The following is a 15424-nucleotide window of genomic DNA, read 5'->3' on the forward strand; positions in this document are numbered from 1 at the left end:
AATGGTGTGCCTTTGATGAAGTTTTTGGGGCATATTTATCTTGGCCCAGGGGGCCTTGATCTCGGGGGTGATTTGGTTCTGATAGCCCCCGCGGTTTTGGGGCATTTTGGGGCGATATTACTGGACGGGGGGGGGGGGGGGGTAATTCTCCCGGTGATCATGCCACAAATGGCGTGAATCAACGGTTAGGCCGGGCCGGGGGCCGGAAAAGCCAACATCCTGCCATCGTTCACGGGGTTGCCGGCCAGCGGCCGGCACTATCCACGCGCGCGCTCAGGCGCTGATGCCGTATTCCTTCAGCTTCTTGCGCAGGGTGGCGCGGTGGATGCCCAGCATTGCCGCAGCGCGGCTCTGGTTGCCTTCGCAGTGGTTGAGCACTTCCACGAACAACGGAATCTCCATCTCGCGCAGCACGATCTCGTAGACATCGTCCGCGTCGCAGCCATCAAGGTCACGCAGGTAACGGCGCACGGACTGGGCGACATGTTCACGCAGCGGTGGCCGGGGAGCGCCACGACTGTTGTCAGGACGAGAAAGGACAGCGTTCAAGGGGGTTCCCGATTCGGTTGGCCCGTGCGCGCGGAGCGCGCGGCCGGACGAGGTGGTGGCGGCCAGTCTAGCGCGAGCGTGCCCGGCCTGCCACGGCCGGTCGCCTTTTCACGGTCAGAGGAAGTCGAAGGTGAATGCGACGGTGGATGCGGCGGGCTCCTGTACCCGGAACGCGACGCGCGCGCTCTGGCCCGGTTCCAGCAGGGCCGCACCGGGGTTCTCGCCCAGGTACTGCGCAGGCGTGAACACACCGCTGCCGATCACACGGCCATCAGCATCGGACAGTGACAGGCGCAGGTCCGGCCAGGCCTGTGCCCAGCGTGCGTCGTTGCGGATGCTGGCCTGCACCTGCAGCACACCGGCCTGCCCGGGCAGCGGGCGGATCTCGCGGCTGGTCATGGTGAAGGCGGTGGGTTCATGCCAGGCCGGCAGGCTGCAGCGCAGGACGCCACAGAGCGTGCCCAGCCATGCACGGTTGCCGGCGTCGGCGGCCAGCCGCGTGCGATCGGCCAGCACGCTCTGCAGGACCAGCAGCAGCGCCAGCGCGGCGACCAGCACCCAGTGCCAGCGCGGCGTTGGCAGGGCAGGTGGGCGCGGGTTGCCGAGGAAACTGGGTGCATCGGCGGCAACCGTCGTTGCCGGTAGTACGACCGGTGCCGGTTCGATGGCTGCGGTGTCATCAACGATGACCGTGTCATCGTCGTGTCGCATCTCCGCCGTCGGCGCATGTGCCAGATCAACGGGCTCGGTCGGCGCCTGCATTGCAGGCGCTGTGTGCTCAACGTCGTGCTGCGTGCGCGCATCGGTCGCAGGCGCAGCCTCACCCTCCGGCGTCGTGCGCAGGAAGGTGGCCAGGGGACGGCGCGGTGGGTTCGGCTCGGACATGCTCAGGGTGCGGGCTCGGATCCAGCGGTCATTCAACCACGATCAGGCGCGGCGCACGCCGGTGATGCGCATCCAGTCGCCATCCTGGGTGGCCTGCAGATCGTCGAACCATGCGCCATAGCGCTGCAGCAGTTCACCTTCCTGGCCATGCAGGATGCCGGACAGGGCAATGCGGCCACCGGCAGCGACGCGTGCGGCCAGCAGCTCGGCCAACGCGTCCAGTGCCGAGGCAAGGATGTTGGCGACGACGATCGGGTAGGTGGCGACGGGTTCGTCCTGTGGCAGGTAGACGTGCATGCGCGCCTGCTGGCCGTTGCGCTCGGCATTGTCGGCGGTGGCGACCAGTGCCTGCGGATCGTTGTCCACGCCGATGGCCTCAGCGGCGCCCAGCTTCAGCGCGGCAAGCGCAAGGATGCCGGAGCCGCAGCCGAAGTCGAGCACGCGCTGGCCCTGCAGCAGGCCGTCCACGGCCAGCTGGTCCAGCCAGCGCAGGCAGAGCGCGGTGGTCGGGTGAGTGCCCGAGCCGAACGCCAGGCCCGGGTCCAGCCGCACCACGGCGGCGTCGGCCGCCTGCGCGGCCTCCGGCAGTTCATGGTTCCACGGCACGATCCAGGTACGGCTGCCGAAATCCATCGGCTGGAACTGGTCCAGCCAGGCGCGTTCCCAGTCTTCGTCCTCGACCGCGCGGAAGCTGCCGCTGCTCCAGTCCAGCTCCGGGTCGAAGGACTCCAGTGCGGCCAACAGCAGCAGCGCATTGCTGTCGGCCGGGAACAGCGCGCTCAGCACCAGGGTGTCCCACAGCGGGGTCTCGCCCACGCCCGGCTCGAGGATGGCTTGTTCGTTGCTGGTATCGGCCTCGGCATCAAGCAGCGTGACGGCCAGTGCGCCAACGTCCTCCAGCGCATTCTCATAGCGGGGCTGGGTAGCTTCGGTGCAACGCAGGGTCAGTTCCAGGAACGGCATGGCGGTGGGGGCAATCGCGGGAAAGGGGGCCATGCTAGACCATCGGAGCGTCTCCGTATTGCCTGAGATGCCGCTCGGAGATGAACGGAACCGGTTCAGACAGGCCTGTCGGGCCTTGTTAAACTTGGTGCTTTCCTGTGCGCCGTGAACGCTCACTGCCGCCAATGGCCTTTGCTCCGACCCTGAAAACCTGGTTGCTCGTGCTGCCGGCGGTGGCCGTGCTGGGCGTGGCCGGGTATCGGGCCAGCGGCCATGCCGGATCGGTGCCGGTGACCGCAGGCGAGCTGCCGACGGCGCGGGTTGCGGCGGACGATGCGGCAAGCCTGCCGGTCGTGCCGGAAGCGTTGGCGCGTCGCCTGGCGGCGTTCGAGCGCGGCAACGGGCTGCCTTCGGGCCTGCCGCTGGACCTGCGCGCGGACATCGAGGATGCGACCGATCTGTACGCCTACGCGCAGCGCCTGCGCGTGCAGGCCGACGAAGGCAACCACGAAGCCCGCTGGATGCTCAGCCGGGTCTACGACTACTGCGCGCAGTACGCCATCGATCCGGGCGGTTACCGGTTGGACAACAACGTGCTGGCCGGGCTGGGCCTGACCGCCGCGCCGGCCATGGTGCAGGCCCGCGAGCGCGTGGCACAGCGCTGTGGCGGTTTCGTACCCGGTGACAAGCTGGGGTCCGCGCTGGTGCTGGCCGAGCGTCGCAAGGCGGCCACGCAGGGCAACCTGGCTGCGGAAGCATCGCTGTTCGCCGAGGGCGAACCGCTGCATGACAGCCCCGAGTACCGCCGTGACCTGGTCGAGCGGGTGCGCACATCGCGCGATCCGGAGGCCTTCATGGCGATCGCGCCGGGGATGGGCGTGCGCGCGGCGGGGGACCAGGCGCTCACTGGCCTGGTGGCGGGAGAACAGCTCAGTGAACTGGCATGGCGGGTTGCGGCCTGCGAACTCGGTCTACCGTGTGGTGCCGACAGTGTGCTGGTCAACAGTTTTTGTGCGAATGGAGGGATCTGTTCGCAGGATGGGACGCAGGATTTCCGGGATTTCGTGTATGACGCTGCGGTTTCGCGGCAAGGTGCGGGGAAAATGAAGCAGTGGATCAAGCGATTGGTTGGAAAGAGGGGCGGGCAATGAACTACCGTCGATTCCTGCATGGAGCCAAGTTCTGGTTCTGGGTGGCGCTGTTCGTGGCCTATTCGGCCGGCGCGGTCGGGCTGTTGATGATCGACACCTATGAAGATCGTTACCGGCATCTTTCAAAAGTGGAACTGACCACGGTGAAGGCGCAGGAAGATGTGCGCCGCGTGGGTGCCAGCCAGGTCGCTGCGGTCTATCGCGCGCAGAGCGGCATGCCGTTTGCTTCGTTGCCGGCAGGCAGTACTTTCCAGGTGGTGTGGCCCGATGGGTCCACCGAGACGATGGTGATCGTCGACCCGAGCTCGCCCAATGGTGTTCGCCCGCTGGCGAATTCGCAGATCCCGGCCGAAGCTGCCGACAAGCGCTGATGCACCTGCTGTAGAGCCGAGCCATGCTCGGCTGCTTTTCCAGCAAGCCGAGCGTGGGCCCGGCTCTACAACAACAGAAAAGGGCGGGGATATCCCCGCCCTTTTCATGTCCAGCACCTGCTGCCGATCAGGTCAGTGCGATCGGCTTGTTCTTGCGCTCGGCAAGGCGCTTTTCCAGGTAATGGATGTTCTGGCCACCGGCCTGGAAGCCCTTGTCACGCATGATCCGCTGCTGCAGGGCGATGTTGGTCTTGATGCCGTCGACCACCATCTCGCTCAGCGCCACCCGCATGCGGGCGATGGCGGTTTCGCGGTCCGGGCCGTGCACGATCAGCTTGCCGATCATCGAGTCGTAGTTGGACGGCACGCGATAGCCACTGTAGATGTGGGTATCCACGCGCACGCCGGGGCCGCCCGGCGGATGGAAGCCGGTGATGGTGCCTGGGCTCGGCACGAAGGTCTCGGCGTCTTCGGCGTTGATGCGGCACTCGATCGCGTGGCCGGTCAGCACCACGTCGCTCTGCTTGATCGACAGCTTCTGGCCAGCGGCGATCTTCAGCTGCTCGGCCACCAGGTCGATGCCGGTGACCATTTCGGTGACCGGATGTTCCACCTGGATGCGGGTGTTCATTTCGATGAAGTAGAAGCGGCCGTCCTCGTACAGGAACTCGAACGTGCCCGCGCCGCGGTAGCCGATGCGGATGCAGGCTTCGGTGCACACCTTGCCGATCTGCTCGCGCTGTTCGGCGGTGATGCCCGGTGCCGGGGCTTCTTCCACCACCTTCTGGTGGCGGCGCTGCATCGAGCAGTCGCGCTCACCCAGGTGGATGGCGTTGCCCTGGCCGTCGGCCAGCACCTGGATTTCCACGTGGCGCGGATTCTCCAGGAACTTCTCCATGTAGACCTCGCCATTGCCGAACGCGGCCTTGGCCTCGCTCTTGGTGGTTTCGATCGAGGTCTTCAGCGAGGCTTCGGCGTGCACGACGCGCATGCCACGGCCACCACCACCGCCGGCCGCCTTGATGATGACCGGGTAGCCGATCTCACGGGCGATCTTGGTGTTGGCGACGATGTCCTCGCCCAGCGGGCCGCCCGAGCCGGGCACGCACGGCACGCCGGCCGACTTCATCGCGCGGATGGCTTCGACCTTGTCGCCCATCATGCGGATGGTGTCGGCCTTGGGGCCGATGAAGATGAAGCCGGACTCTTCCACGCGTTCGGCGAAGTCGGCGTTCTCCGACAGGAAGCCGTAACCCGGGTGGATCGCCTGCGCGTCGGTGACTTCAGCAGCGGCGATCAGCGCCGGGATGTTGAGGTAGCTCTGCGGCGACGGCGCCGGGCCGATGCAGACCGACTCGTCGGCCATGGCCACGTGCTTGAGGTTGCGGTCGACCGTGGAATGCACGGCCACCGTGCGGATGCCGAGGGTGTGGCACGCGCGCAGGATGCGCAGCGCGATTTCCCCTCGGTTGGCGATGACGACTTTGTCGAGCATGGCGTGCCCCTCAGCCGATCACGAACAGCGGCTGGTCGAATTCCACCGGCTGGCCGTTCTCGCCGAGGATGGCGACGATGGTGCCGGACTTGTCGGCCTCGATCGGGTTGAACATCTTCATTGCTTCGATGATGGCCAGGGTCTCGCCTTCCTTGACCTGCTGGCCAACGGTGACGAAGGCCGGCTTGTCCGGGGCGGACGAAGCGTAGAAGGTGCCGACCATCGGCGAACGCAGCACGTGGCCTTCCGGCAGCGCCGGGCCCGGCTTGGCGGTACCGCCGGTGGAGGCTTCGGTCGGCGACTGCATCGGCATCGCCTGCGGTGCCGGGGCGGCCGGAGCGGCGTACACCGGTGCGGCGACCGGGGCGGCATAGCCGGCCACCGGGGCGCGCGACAGGCGCACCGACTCTTCGCCTTCCTTGATTTCGATTTCAGCCAGGTTCGACTCTTCCAGCAGGTCGATCAGCTTCTTGATTTTGCGGAGATCCATGGTGGCCTCTTTGCTCTTGATGTCAGTGTGGTGGGGAGCGCAGCGCGCTCGGGTCAAAGCAGTTCGTAGAACTCGCGCAGCTGGCGCGTACGATCGCGCGCGAGGGTGGTCAGGCAGCGCATCTGTGCGCCGTTGCGTGCCGTGCCATCGGAATTGAGGGCATAGACCGCGTTGCAGTCGTGGTCGCGCAGCTGCACCCAGGCGCGCTGCGCCAGCACCAGCTGCTGCTCGGCATCGCCGCAGTAGCTGCAGCTGCCGCCTTTGGCCGGCGTGCGCAGTTGCTTTCGCGCCAGGGCGTATACGGCATTGAGTTCGGCGTCAGCGGCCGCGGCCACGTCCGAGGCGCACAGGTCGCTCTCCATCGTGGTGGTCGGATGCGCGCAGTCGATGCCTTCGTCCTTGCGGTCGAATGCCGCGGTGGCACCGCACAGGCCGGCCCACAGCAGGATGCTGGCAAGCACGTGCGGCAGCACCTTCACGCGACGGCCGCCTGTACGCGCAGCAGCGCCGCATCCATCGCGTAGCGATAGCTGTCGGCACCGAAACCACACACCACGCCCACCGCCTTGTCACTGAAGTAGCTGTGCTGGCGGAACGGTTCGCGTGTGTGCGGGTTGGACAGGTGGATCTCGATGAACGGCAGCGCCACCGCCGCCAGCGCGTCACGCAGGGCGACCGAGGTGTGGGTGAAGGCGGCGGGGTTGATCAGGATGAAAGCGGTTCCGTCGTTGCGCGCCGCCTGCACGCGATCCACCAGCACATGCTCGGCGTTGGACTGCAGGCTCTCCACGGTGTGCCCGGCGGCGGCGGCCTGCGCGATCAGGGCCTGGTCGATGTCGGCCAGCGTGGTGTGGCCGTAGACCTCCGGCTCGCGGGTGCCGAGCAGGTTGAGGTTGGGGCCGTGCAGGACCAGCAGCTTCGCCATGGGATCCGGAAGACGGGAAAGGGCGGCAGTCTGGCGGAACCGGCGGATGCTGTCCAGTTCGGCGAAGTTTGCTGCGTTTCAATCGTTTGTTTGAAATCTGCCGAAGCGCTTGTGGCCCTATGCGGGGCGGCGGTTCAAGGCGCGCTGAACGCCGTGCGGGCGGGGGATGCGTGCACGTAGGCCGACGATGGCGGCAAGAGCCTTGTCCGGGGACCCGCGCCACGTGCGGGTGAAGGGCCACCGACCGGTAGATCCCCGCCATGCATGGATGATGGAAGTTCGGTGCGCAGCAAGCTACGCACCCACCGGAGGGCAGCCCAAGGTGCGCAGCAAGCTGCGCACCTGCGGGAAAGGCGGCTCACGTCTCCAGCGGCACCGTCGGCACCACGTTCGGGAACACTTCTTCCAATGCCTCCCGCTCGCCCGGCTTGGGCACCGGCCAGTTGTAGGCGTTCACCGGCTGCGCGCGGTTCACCCACAGGGCGTAGTACAGATGGTCGGCGCGGCCATCGCCGGTGTTGGGATGGATCAGGATGGTCAGCCCCAGGCTGTTGAGCTGCAGCCACGGCACCAACACCGGCAGCAGGTCGTTGTTGAAGCCGAAGTAGAACGACGGTGTTACATGCGGGCCGCGCGGCTCCAGGTTCCAGTTGCCCAGTTCCACCGGGAAGCGCTCGGCCGCCCAGCGCCGCAGCAGGGCGGCTTTCTCGAAGCTGTCTTCATCGAAGTAGATATGTGCGTGATAGCTCTTGATGTCGGTATAGGCGCGCGGGGTGGTGGGCAGCGTGGCTTCGCCGGGACGCACGCTGGCTGGCCGCGGGGTGGGTTCGCTGGCCGTGGCCTGGCCCCAGGGACTGCGCCCCTTCGGCGCCGGCGGCACGATGGCACGGAAGCCGGGACGGCCGGGCTCGGTGGTGTTCGCTGCAACGTCGCCATGGGGCGATGCCGAGGCTGTCGAGGCACTGGCCAGGCCTCCGGCGGCCAGCCCGGCCGAGGCGATGAGGCGCCGCCGTGCCGGCGAAAGCAGGTCGGCCCAGTGGGCGTCATCGTCGCCGTCATCGATGAGGAGATGCGGGTCAGGCTGCATGAAGGGCTCCGTGGCGGCATGGGTGTGGGCAAGCACGCACGCTCGGGCAGTGTGGCCGGTGGCGTCCAATAAGCAGGCAGCATCACCTCATGCATGGCGGGCTTCGATGCCATTGAGCGCGACCGCACGGCGGGCTACGGTGCAGGTCTGCCGCCCCGGAGCCCTGCCATGACCCCGCCCGATGCCGACACACAGCACAAGCGTGTGTCTTTCCGCCAACTGCACGCGCAGGGGTGCTTCGTGCTGCCCAACCCATGGGACGTGGGCAGTGCGCGCTACCTGCAGCGGCAGGGCTTCCTGGCATTGGCCACCACCAGTGCCGGCTGCGCCTGGAGCGAAGGGCGACCGGACGGTGCGGTCTCGCTGCAGGCCACCTTGGAGCACCTGAGGCTGATGGCGGCGGCGACAGCACTTCCATTGAATGCCGATTTCGGTGATGGCTTCGGCGCCACGCCGCAGGCGGTGGGGGAGGCGGTGGCCGCAGCGATCGATACCGGCATCGCCGCGCTGTCGATCGAGGACGCCAGTGGCGTGGCCGATGCACCGCTGCGCCCGATCGACCAGGCGGTCGAACGCCTGCGTGCGGCGCGTGCGGCCATCGACCGTGCGGGCGGCGAGGTGCTGCTGGTCGGGCGTGCCGAGAACTTCTTCGTGGGCGTGCCCGACCTGCAGGACACGCTGCAGCGCCTGCGCGCCTATGCCGAAGCCGGTGCCGATGTGCTGTACGCACCCGGCATCACGACCCCGGAGCAGATCCGTGCGGTGGTTGCCGCAGCAGGAACGAAGCCGGTGAACCTGCTGGTCGGTGGGCCGACGCCGCTGAGCCTGCAGGACATCGCCGCACTCGGCGTGCGGCGGGTCAGCCTGGGGGGTGCGCTGGCGCGCGCCGCCTGGGGAGGTTTGATGCAGGCGACACAGCCGATCATGCAGGACGGTCGTTTCGATGGCCTGCAGCAGGCGGCCTCGGGTGCGGCGTTGAACGCGTTGTTCCGCTAGCGGACAGCCGGTAGATACTCGCCATGCGTGGATGCAGGATGCCCGGTGCGCAGCAAGCTACGCACCCACCGAGGAGCTGTGCCCGCATGCCGATGGATCCACGCCATGCGTGGATGGATGCGCCGGAGCGTAGCGTCGCCCTGCAAGTGCGCTACAGCGTTTCCACTCCGCCCTTGGGCAGGATCACGCCCGGCTCGAGTGCCGGCAACAGCTGCCGGAGCATCGCTGGATTGTCGATCAGCCCGGCGCCATCAAGGTAGCGCCACTGCGAAGTGCCGACGTGGCGCACGGCAACCATGAACGAGGTGCTGCGGATAGCGGTTTCGCGCACACGCAGCAGTGACTGCCGCGGTACGAAGCAGACTTCTTCGTCACCGGCGGCATAGGTGCGGCCGGGCACTCCGGCCTCGTCACTGATGATGACGACGCCAGCCTTGTGCAATGCCTTGACGGTATCGCGGGTCGACTGGGCGTAGGTCTCATCGCCACCGGCCAGGCGTTTCAGGCTGGGATGCGTGCGGGCGATGATCAGCTCGGCATCGCCCTTGGCGAATGCGGTCAACATCGCCTGTACGTCCTCGCGCAGGCCGGCCGACTCGGCCGGGGTGAGCTCGCCGGCCAAGGCAGGCGGTGCCGACGTAACCAGCAACAGGTACATCAATGAAGCAAACAGGTATCGGCGCATCGTCGGGAATCTCACGGGCAACCTCGTCACTATAAGGGGTGCGAAAACAGCGTCCCACCGGTGGTGCTGGTGTCCCGGAAATTGATACTTACCATTGGTAGGTAGAGAATCCTGGAGCGTTCCCGCATGCATAGCCTCATCGTCACCGCCCATCCCGAACCCGGTTCGCTCACCCATGCCATCGCCCAGCGCATCGGCGACGCCATCGCTGCGAGCGATGCCGGCAACACCGTGGCCCACGCCGACCTGATGGCCGAGGGCTTCGATCCGCGCTTCACCGCGCAGGACCAGGCGCTGTTCCGTGGCACCGGCGTGGTGCCGGCCGACGTGGCCGCCGAGCATGCACGGCTGGACGCCACCGATACGCTGGTGCTGGTCTATCCGCTGTACTGGTGGTCGTTCCCCGCGCTGCTGAAGGGATGGATCGATCGCGTGTTCACCCAGGGCTGGGCCTATCAGGACGGCGCCGATGGCAAGGTGCAGAAGAAGCTGCAGCGCCTGCGCGTGCACCTGGTCGGCGTTGGCGGTGCGGGCGCGGAAATGATCGAACGGCGCGGCTATGGCACAGCGATGAAGACCCAGATCGACATGGGCATCTTCGACTACTGTGGCGCGCGCGTGCTGTCGTCCGAACTGCTGCTCGACGCCGACAGCGGTGCCGCGCAGGCACACCTGCAGACCGCCGTGGAAATCGGCCGTAAAATTGGTACTCCGATGAGTTGATCACCGTGTTCCGCTGATGCCTGCCAACACCTCTCCCATGCGCCGCCGCCTGACCCGAGAGCAGCGCGCCCGCCAGCTGCTGGAGGTGGCGTGGACGCTGGTCGGCGAAGAAGGCACCGATGCGCTGACGCTGGGCCGGCTGGCCGAAGCGGCGGGCGTGACCAAGCCGGTGGCCTACGACCACTTCGTGACCCGCAACGGCCTGCTGGCCGCGCTCTACGATGACTACGACGGACGGCAGACGGTGGTCTTCCACGAGCGTATCGGTCGCGCCAGGGCACAGCTGGCTGATCGTGCGGCCGCCATCGCCTCCGGTTACATCGACTGCATCCTCAGCCAGGGCAGTGAAGTGCAGGGCATCCTCGCCGCGCTGGTGGGCGCGCCGGAGCTGCATGAGGTGCGCCGGCGCTACCAGCAGGACTTCATCGACAACTGCGACGCCTGGCTGGGCCCGTTCGCCGCTGACGGCTCAGTGCCGCTGGCGGGGTGTTGGGCGATTCTCGGTGCAGCCGAAGCCCTGTCCGAAGCCGTGGTTGCCGGGGCGCTGGACAAGGGTGACGCCGAAGCCGAATTGCAGCGCCTGATCGTGGCTACGGTCAAGCGCCGCTGATCGGCCTCAGGCATCCATGGCGGTGCCGGCCAGCGCAGCGAAACCGTCGGCCAGCAACTCACGTACCCGTGCATCGCGTGCCTCGCGGCTTTCAGAACCCAGGGCCACGGTGATCAGCCGCACCGGCTGCGCACGCCCGGGTACCGCCCGGCACGCGGTCGCCGCCAGGCAGAAGCCTGCAGCGCGGGTATAACCGGTCTTCAATCCATCCACGCCGTCATCGCCCAGCAGGGCGTTCTGGTTGTTGCGGCTGAAGCTGCCATGTTCAAACGCGCGCTGCGCGGTGATCGCCAGGATCTGCGGATGATCGTTCAGCAGGCAGGCGGCCAGCACCGCCATGTCACGCGCGCTGGATGCATGACGCGGCGTGGTGATGCCCGACACGCTGGCGAACCACGTGCTGCGAAGGCCCAGCTGGCGCGCGTGCCGGTTCATGCGTTCCAGGAATGCAGGCTGCGATCCGCCCAGATGACGTGCCATGGCCAGTGCCGCGTCATTGCCGGAGACGATCATCAGGCCTTCCAGCAGACGTCCCAGGGTGACGGTCTCTCCGGGGACAAGCCCCATGCGCGTTTCGTCGTCGGCCACGGCATGCACATCGTCGTCAGCGACGGTGACCGTTTCGTCCCACGAGTGCCCGTACTCCCCGATGCATGCGTAGGCCGCGTAGGCGGTCATCAGCTTGGTCAGCGACGCCGGCTGTCGTGCGATGTCGGCGTTGTGCTGGTGGATCACCGTGAGGGTTGCTGCATCGAGGGTGATGGACGAGAGCGGGTCGCGCGCGGAGGTGGGAGACGGCATGCATGCGGCGATGGCGAAGGAGGCCTGCAGGATAGTCCGCGGCGGCTGCATGAAGCTGCAATATTGAAACGATATAACGTACCGTCATTTCGGCCGCCTATGGCCTGGGAGACTGTTCAATGACGGCACGTACGCCACGCCGCTGGCTCCACTCCTCGCTGCTGCTTGCGCTGGCCGGGCTTGGCGGCTGCCAGCCCGCTCTGCGTGCCGGGGCCGTTCCTTCCGGTGACGTCCGTCCGTACAACGTGATCGTGATGATCAATGACGGCGCGGGTTGGGGTACCTGGGATGCCGCTGCCTACTGGCAATACGGCAGCCGCGAAGGCGCCCCCTATGCGGATTTCCCGCATCGCCTGGCGGTCACCACGTTCCCGTTGAACGCCAGCAGCCAGCCGACCGGCGACAACGCGCAGACCCTCGGCTACGACGTTGGCAAGGCCTGGGATACCGAGCCGGTGCCGGCGCAGGACCTGCCGTTCGCCGGCTACCAGTACCTGGCCGCGGTGGCGACCGACAGCGCCGCAGCAGGCACGGCGCTGTCTTCGGGCATCAAGACCTACAACAACGCCATCAATGTGGACAACGATGGCAACGCTGTTGAATTCAACACGCTGCGCGCCAAGCGCCTGGGAATGGCCACCGGCGTGGTCACCTCGGTGCCTTTCGCGCACGCCACGCCCGCTGCGTTCGCAGCGCAGAACGCAGCGCGCAACAACTACCACGCCATCGCCCACCAGATGCTGTCGCAAGGGCACATGGACCTGGTGATGGGCACCGGTGGCCCCGGCTACAGCGTCGACGGCCGCGCCTGTAACGAAGGCACGGACGCCGCAAACGCAGAGGGCTGCGCGAATCCATGGCAGTGGGTGTCGCAGCAGGATTGGCAGCAGCTGGAAGCGGGCAGCACCATCGCCGGCAATCCGGCGGGACCGTGGCGCCTGATCCGCAGCAAGGAAGCGTTCGCCGCACTGGCGCAGGGACGGTTGCCGGCCGACAGGCCGCTGATCGGTGTACCGCGCGTGGCCAACACCCTGCAGCAGGCGCGCCGCCTGCAGGTGCTGGGCAAGGATGCAGCCACGCCTTCGGGAGTGAGGAAGATCGACAGCGTGCCCGATCTGGCGACCATGACCCGTGGCGCGCTGCAGTTCCTGCAGCAGCGTTCCCCCCGCGGCTTGTTCCTGATGGTGGAAGGCGGCGCCACCGACTGGGCCGCGCATACCAGTGCCTGCGGTACCGAATGGCACTACGGCCAGTGCACGGACCAGCCGCAGTACGGCCGCCTGATCGAGGAAACTGTGGAGTTCAACGACGCGGTGACGGCGGTGGTCGACTGGATCGAGCGTAACGGTGGCTGGGAGCGAAACCTGTTGATCGTCACCACCGACCACGACAACAGCATGCCGATGGGCCCGGACGCGCAGATCGTGGCCTTCGAACCGATAAGGAACCATGGACGCGGCCGCATGCCGGGGATGAGCTTCCGACCCACCGGTAACCACTCCAACGCGCTGGTGCCATTGTGGGCCAAGGGCGCGGGGTCGGAACTGCTGGCCAAGCGCGTGCGCGGCGTTGATGCCGGCTACCGTCAGCACGTGCGCTGGAACGACGGCAGTTACATCGACAACACCGACGTGGCTGCGGCGGTGCAGGAGGCGCTGCAGCGTCCACGGTAACGCCCGGTTGCACCCGGGCTGTTATCGAGGCAGCCTGCGCACATGCAGTCGGATATCCGCATCGACGGTCGTTTCTTCGCCTACGTCTTCCCCTGTGCGTGGGAAGACTACGCGAAGATCGGTTTCTCACGTGATCCGCTCGGACGCATCAGCGCATTGCACCGGCGTTGGTTCGAGTTCTTCGACCTCGACGCCGGTGCACTGGTGGAAGCGGAAAGCGAGCGCGATGCGCGAGACCTGGAGCTGCAGCTGCGTTCGCCGTTCAAGGCGCACCGCGCGCCGGCGCCGATGACGGTCCAGGACAAGGCTGGAGGCCGCACCGAATGGGTACGTGGTGCCAACCAGGCCTTGTCGCGTGCAATTATCGCGTTGGGCGAACAAGGCTATCGCTGCTATCCACTGAAGGCGTGGCTGCGGGCCGCCCTGCGCCTGCGCATGGACCGGCTGCACGACTGGGCTGCGGTGCAACTTCCGGAGGAGGAAGGCCTGCGGCTGCCCAGTGGCCCCGGCGAGCGCGCGCTGCGTGACACCCTCGACGGTTGTCGGGCATTGGATATCGATCCGATCCCGTGGCTGCCTGAACACGTCCAACGCTGGTACGCAGGGTGAGGAGCGTTCAACGGGTTCTCGGCGGCTGAACAGGCGCAGCCGGTTGCTGCGCGCACTGCGGGGCAGGTGTGGGAGGGCTGGCCAGCTGGCGTGCCAGCTCGGTGCTGGCCACGTGGCCCTGCAGGAACAACAAGCCGCCGAAGATGTTCATGAGCGTGCCTCCACTTGAGTGGATTGCACGATACGGGCAGCATGGGCGGGGAAAAAGCGACATTTCCGCAAGCATGCCTTGAGAGGAATTCAAGCCTGATGTCCCGCCCACCGCTCCATGCCCTGCAGGGCTTCGTGGCCGCCGCCCGGCTCGGCAACCTGTCGCGCGCGGCGGCGTCGATGAACCTGACCGTCAGCGCGCTCAGCCATCAGATGCGGCAGCTGGAAGAACGGCTCGGGCAGCCGCTGCTGATCCGCCAGCCGCGTGGTGTCACCCTCACCCTGGAGGGCCAGCGCCTGCTCGACCAGGTGGGTCCGCATCTGGATGCGATCAACGAAGCCTTCCAGCCCTATGCCGCACGTGCCGAGCACGTGCTGACGATCAGCGCGGTACCGTCGATGGCCTCGGCCTGGCTGGTGCCGCGCCTGGGTCACTTCGTGGCAGAGCACCCACAGATCGAGATCAACCTGCAGTCGAGTGAACGCCTGATTGATTTCGAGCGGCAGCGCCAGTTCGACGCCGCGCTGCGGCTGGGCAGCGGGCAATGGCCAGGCTTGGTGGTGGAGCCGCTGTTCGACGAATGGCTGCTGCCAATGGCGAGCCCGGCGCTGATCGAACGCATGGGAGGCGTCGACCGTGTGCCGTTGACCCAGTGGCCGCTGCTGGGTGATCCGGACGGGGCATGGGGCGCCTGGTTCGCGTTGAGCGGGCAGAGCCCGCCGTCGCGCTTCGTGGCGGTGCTGGATGATTCGGAGGCGCACCATCGCGCCGCTCTGGATGGCGTGGGCGTGGCCCTCGGGCGGGTGACGCGGGCGCGGCTGCTGCTGGATTCGGGCCAGTTGGTCGCGCTGTCCAGCCAGCGCCTGAAGACCGACTGGCCACATTGGCTGGTGTACCCGCAGCGCTCGGCCAGCCATCGTGGCTTCCTCGCGTTCCGCGACTGGCTGCATGCGCAGGCCGCCGAGCACGTGCGGCACATGGCAGACGCGCATCTGTAGCGTGGCGCGGTGCTCGATCTCGCATCTGTAGCGTCGAGCCATGCTCGACGGCTTCTTCGCCGAATTCATGAGCCGCTCCGGGCCTCGTTCCTCCTCAGCCCCCGGGGTTCTGCGGGGCCGCGCCCGGGGCAACGGACCCCCCCCACGCCGCGCGGCATCTTAGCTGCCCAACCCCTACACACGCGCGAAGAGCCCCGGCGCGGGCGGGGACGTGGCGGCCCCCCCCCCGCCGGCTGTCGGGGTGAACTCGGGCGCCCCCAACGATGTCGGCGTGAGCCCGGTG

Annotated in this window: 19 protein-coding genes; 8 read left to right on the forward strand and 11 right to left on the reverse strand. The window is 67.2% G+C overall.

The genetic code is table 11. The features are described from left to right. Positions 1-273 precede the first annotated feature (273 nt). The 3 genes from fis to prmA all read right to left on the reverse strand — a co-directional run bounded on the left by fis (position 274) and on the right by prmA (position 2397). Positions 274-549, reverse strand: a complete 276-nt coding sequence (gene fis, locus QRO91_RS09455) for a DNA-binding transcriptional regulator Fis (RefSeq protein WP_005419706.1) — start codon at positions 547-549, stop codon at positions 274-276. A gap of 114 nt (positions 550-663) precedes the next feature. Next, positions 664-1434, reverse strand: a complete 771-nt coding sequence (locus QRO91_RS09460; RefSeq protein WP_049428979.1) for a DUF3426 domain-containing protein — start codon at positions 1432-1434, stop codon at positions 664-666. 42 nt (positions 1435-1476) lie between these two features. Beyond that, positions 1477-2397: a 50S ribosomal protein L11 methyltransferase gene (gene prmA / locus QRO91_RS09465; protein ID WP_197620223.1), complete on the reverse strand. Its 921-nt coding sequence runs from the start codon at positions 2395-2397 to the stop codon at positions 1477-1479. A gap of 164 nt (positions 2398-2561) precedes the next feature. Between prmA and QRO91_RS09470 the strand changes: the two genes are divergently transcribed. Together QRO91_RS09470 and QRO91_RS09475 are read left to right on the forward strand one after the other, a co-directional pair. Then, positions 2562-3527 carry a hypothetical protein gene (locus QRO91_RS09470; RefSeq protein ID WP_049428977.1) on the forward strand — a complete coding sequence of 322 codons (966 nt, stop codon included), beginning with the start codon at positions 2562-2564 and terminating at the stop codon, positions 3525-3527. Further along, positions 3524-3898, forward strand: a complete 375-nt coding sequence (locus QRO91_RS09475; RefSeq protein ID WP_005411254.1) for a hypothetical protein — start codon at positions 3524-3526, stop codon at positions 3896-3898. The genes QRO91_RS09470 and QRO91_RS09475 overlap by 4 nt, the downstream gene beginning before the upstream one ends. Before the next feature lie 127 nt (positions 3899-4025). On the opposite strand, the gene accC is transcribed toward QRO91_RS09475, so the two are convergent. From accC to QRO91_RS09500, 5 genes are all read right to left on the reverse strand, one after another. Continuing rightward, entirely contained in the window at positions 4026-5393 is a 1368-nt protein-coding gene (accC, locus tag QRO91_RS09480; RefSeq protein WP_049428976.1) for an acetyl-CoA carboxylase biotin carboxylase subunit, read from the reverse strand. 10 nt (positions 5394-5403) lie between these two features. Next, complete coding sequence (accB, locus tag QRO91_RS09485) at positions 5404-5883, reverse strand: acetyl-CoA carboxylase biotin carboxyl carrier protein (protein WP_010481080.1); 480 nt, start codon at positions 5881-5883, stop codon at positions 5404-5406. Between the two features lie 53 nt (positions 5884-5936). Beyond that, positions 5937-6362, reverse strand: coding sequence for a lysozyme inhibitor LprI family protein (locus QRO91_RS09490; RefSeq protein WP_049428975.1), 426 nt, complete (start codon positions 6360-6362; stop codon positions 5937-5939). Then, positions 6359-6808: a type II 3-dehydroquinate dehydratase gene (gene aroQ / locus QRO91_RS09495; protein ID WP_049428974.1), complete on the reverse strand. Its 450-nt coding sequence runs from the start codon at positions 6806-6808 to the stop codon at positions 6359-6361. The genes QRO91_RS09490 and aroQ overlap by 4 nt, the downstream gene beginning before the upstream one ends. A 358-nt stretch (positions 6809-7166) precedes the next feature. Further along, entirely contained in the window at positions 7167-7895 is a 729-nt protein-coding gene (locus QRO91_RS09500) for a DOPA 4,5-dioxygenase family protein (protein WP_049428973.1), read from the reverse strand. 168 nt (positions 7896-8063) lie between these two features. Between QRO91_RS09500 and QRO91_RS09505 the strand changes: the two genes are divergently transcribed. After that, the gene (locus tag QRO91_RS09505) at positions 8064-8891 is read left to right on the forward strand and encodes an oxaloacetate decarboxylase (protein WP_049429008.1); all 828 of its coding nucleotides are present in this window, start codon (positions 8064-8066) and stop codon (positions 8889-8891) included. Between the two features lie 151 nt (positions 8892-9042). Here the strand turns inward: QRO91_RS09505 and QRO91_RS09510 are convergent, their stop codons facing one another. Next, positions 9043-9576: a hypothetical protein gene (locus tag QRO91_RS09510; RefSeq protein WP_049428972.1), complete on the reverse strand. Its 534-nt coding sequence runs from the start codon at positions 9574-9576 to the stop codon at positions 9043-9045. A 126-nt stretch (positions 9577-9702) separates the two neighbouring features. On the opposite strand from QRO91_RS09510, the gene QRO91_RS09515 reads away from it, so the two are divergent. After that, complete coding sequence (locus QRO91_RS09515) at positions 9703-10299, forward strand: NAD(P)H-dependent oxidoreductase (protein WP_049428971.1); 597 nt, start codon at positions 9703-9705, stop codon at positions 10297-10299. Between the two features lie 16 nt (positions 10300-10315). Next, positions 10316-10909 (forward strand): TetR/AcrR family transcriptional regulator, encoded by a 594-nt coding sequence (locus QRO91_RS09520; protein WP_049428970.1) that lies wholly within the window; start codon positions 10316-10318, stop codon positions 10907-10909. Between the two features lie 6 nt (positions 10910-10915). Here QRO91_RS09520 and QRO91_RS09525 read toward each other — a convergent pair whose 3' ends face one another. Continuing rightward, positions 10916-11710 (reverse strand): D-alanyl-D-alanine carboxypeptidase family protein, encoded by a 795-nt coding sequence (locus tag QRO91_RS09525; protein WP_049429007.1) that lies wholly within the window; start codon positions 11708-11710, stop codon positions 10916-10918. Between the two features lie 119 nt (positions 11711-11829). Here QRO91_RS09525 and QRO91_RS09530 point away from each other — a divergent pair, with 119 nt between their 5' ends. Both QRO91_RS09530 and QRO91_RS09535 read left to right on the forward strand, forming a co-directional pair. Beyond that, positions 11830-13383, forward strand: a complete 1554-nt coding sequence (locus tag QRO91_RS09530) for an alkaline phosphatase (RefSeq protein ID WP_049428969.1) — start codon at positions 11830-11832, stop codon at positions 13381-13383. Positions 13384-13425: 42 nt separating this feature from the next. Continuing rightward, the gene (locus QRO91_RS09535) at positions 13426-13992 is read left to right on the forward strand and encodes a GIY-YIG nuclease family protein (protein WP_049428968.1); all 567 of its coding nucleotides are present in this window, start codon (positions 13426-13428) and stop codon (positions 13990-13992) included. A gap of 7 nt (positions 13993-13999) precedes the next feature. On the opposite strand, the gene QRO91_RS09540 is transcribed toward QRO91_RS09535, so the two are convergent. Beyond that, positions 14000-14143, reverse strand: a complete 144-nt coding sequence (locus tag QRO91_RS09540) for a hypothetical protein (RefSeq protein WP_180849023.1) — start codon at positions 14141-14143, stop codon at positions 14000-14002. A gap of 98 nt (positions 14144-14241) precedes the next feature. Here QRO91_RS09540 and QRO91_RS09545 point away from each other — a divergent pair, with 98 nt between their 5' ends. After that, a complete protein-coding gene (locus tag QRO91_RS09545) occupies positions 14242-15141 on the forward strand; it encodes a LysR substrate-binding domain-containing protein (RefSeq protein ID WP_010481100.1) in 900 nt (299 codons plus the stop codon). The last annotated feature ends 283 nt before the right edge of the window (positions 15142-15424 follow it).

Source organism: Stenotrophomonas maltophilia group sp. Smal32 (assembly GCF_030237085.1).
GTDB lineage: Bacteria > Pseudomonadota > Gammaproteobacteria > Xanthomonadales > Xanthomonadaceae > Stenotrophomonas > Stenotrophomonas maltophilia_Q.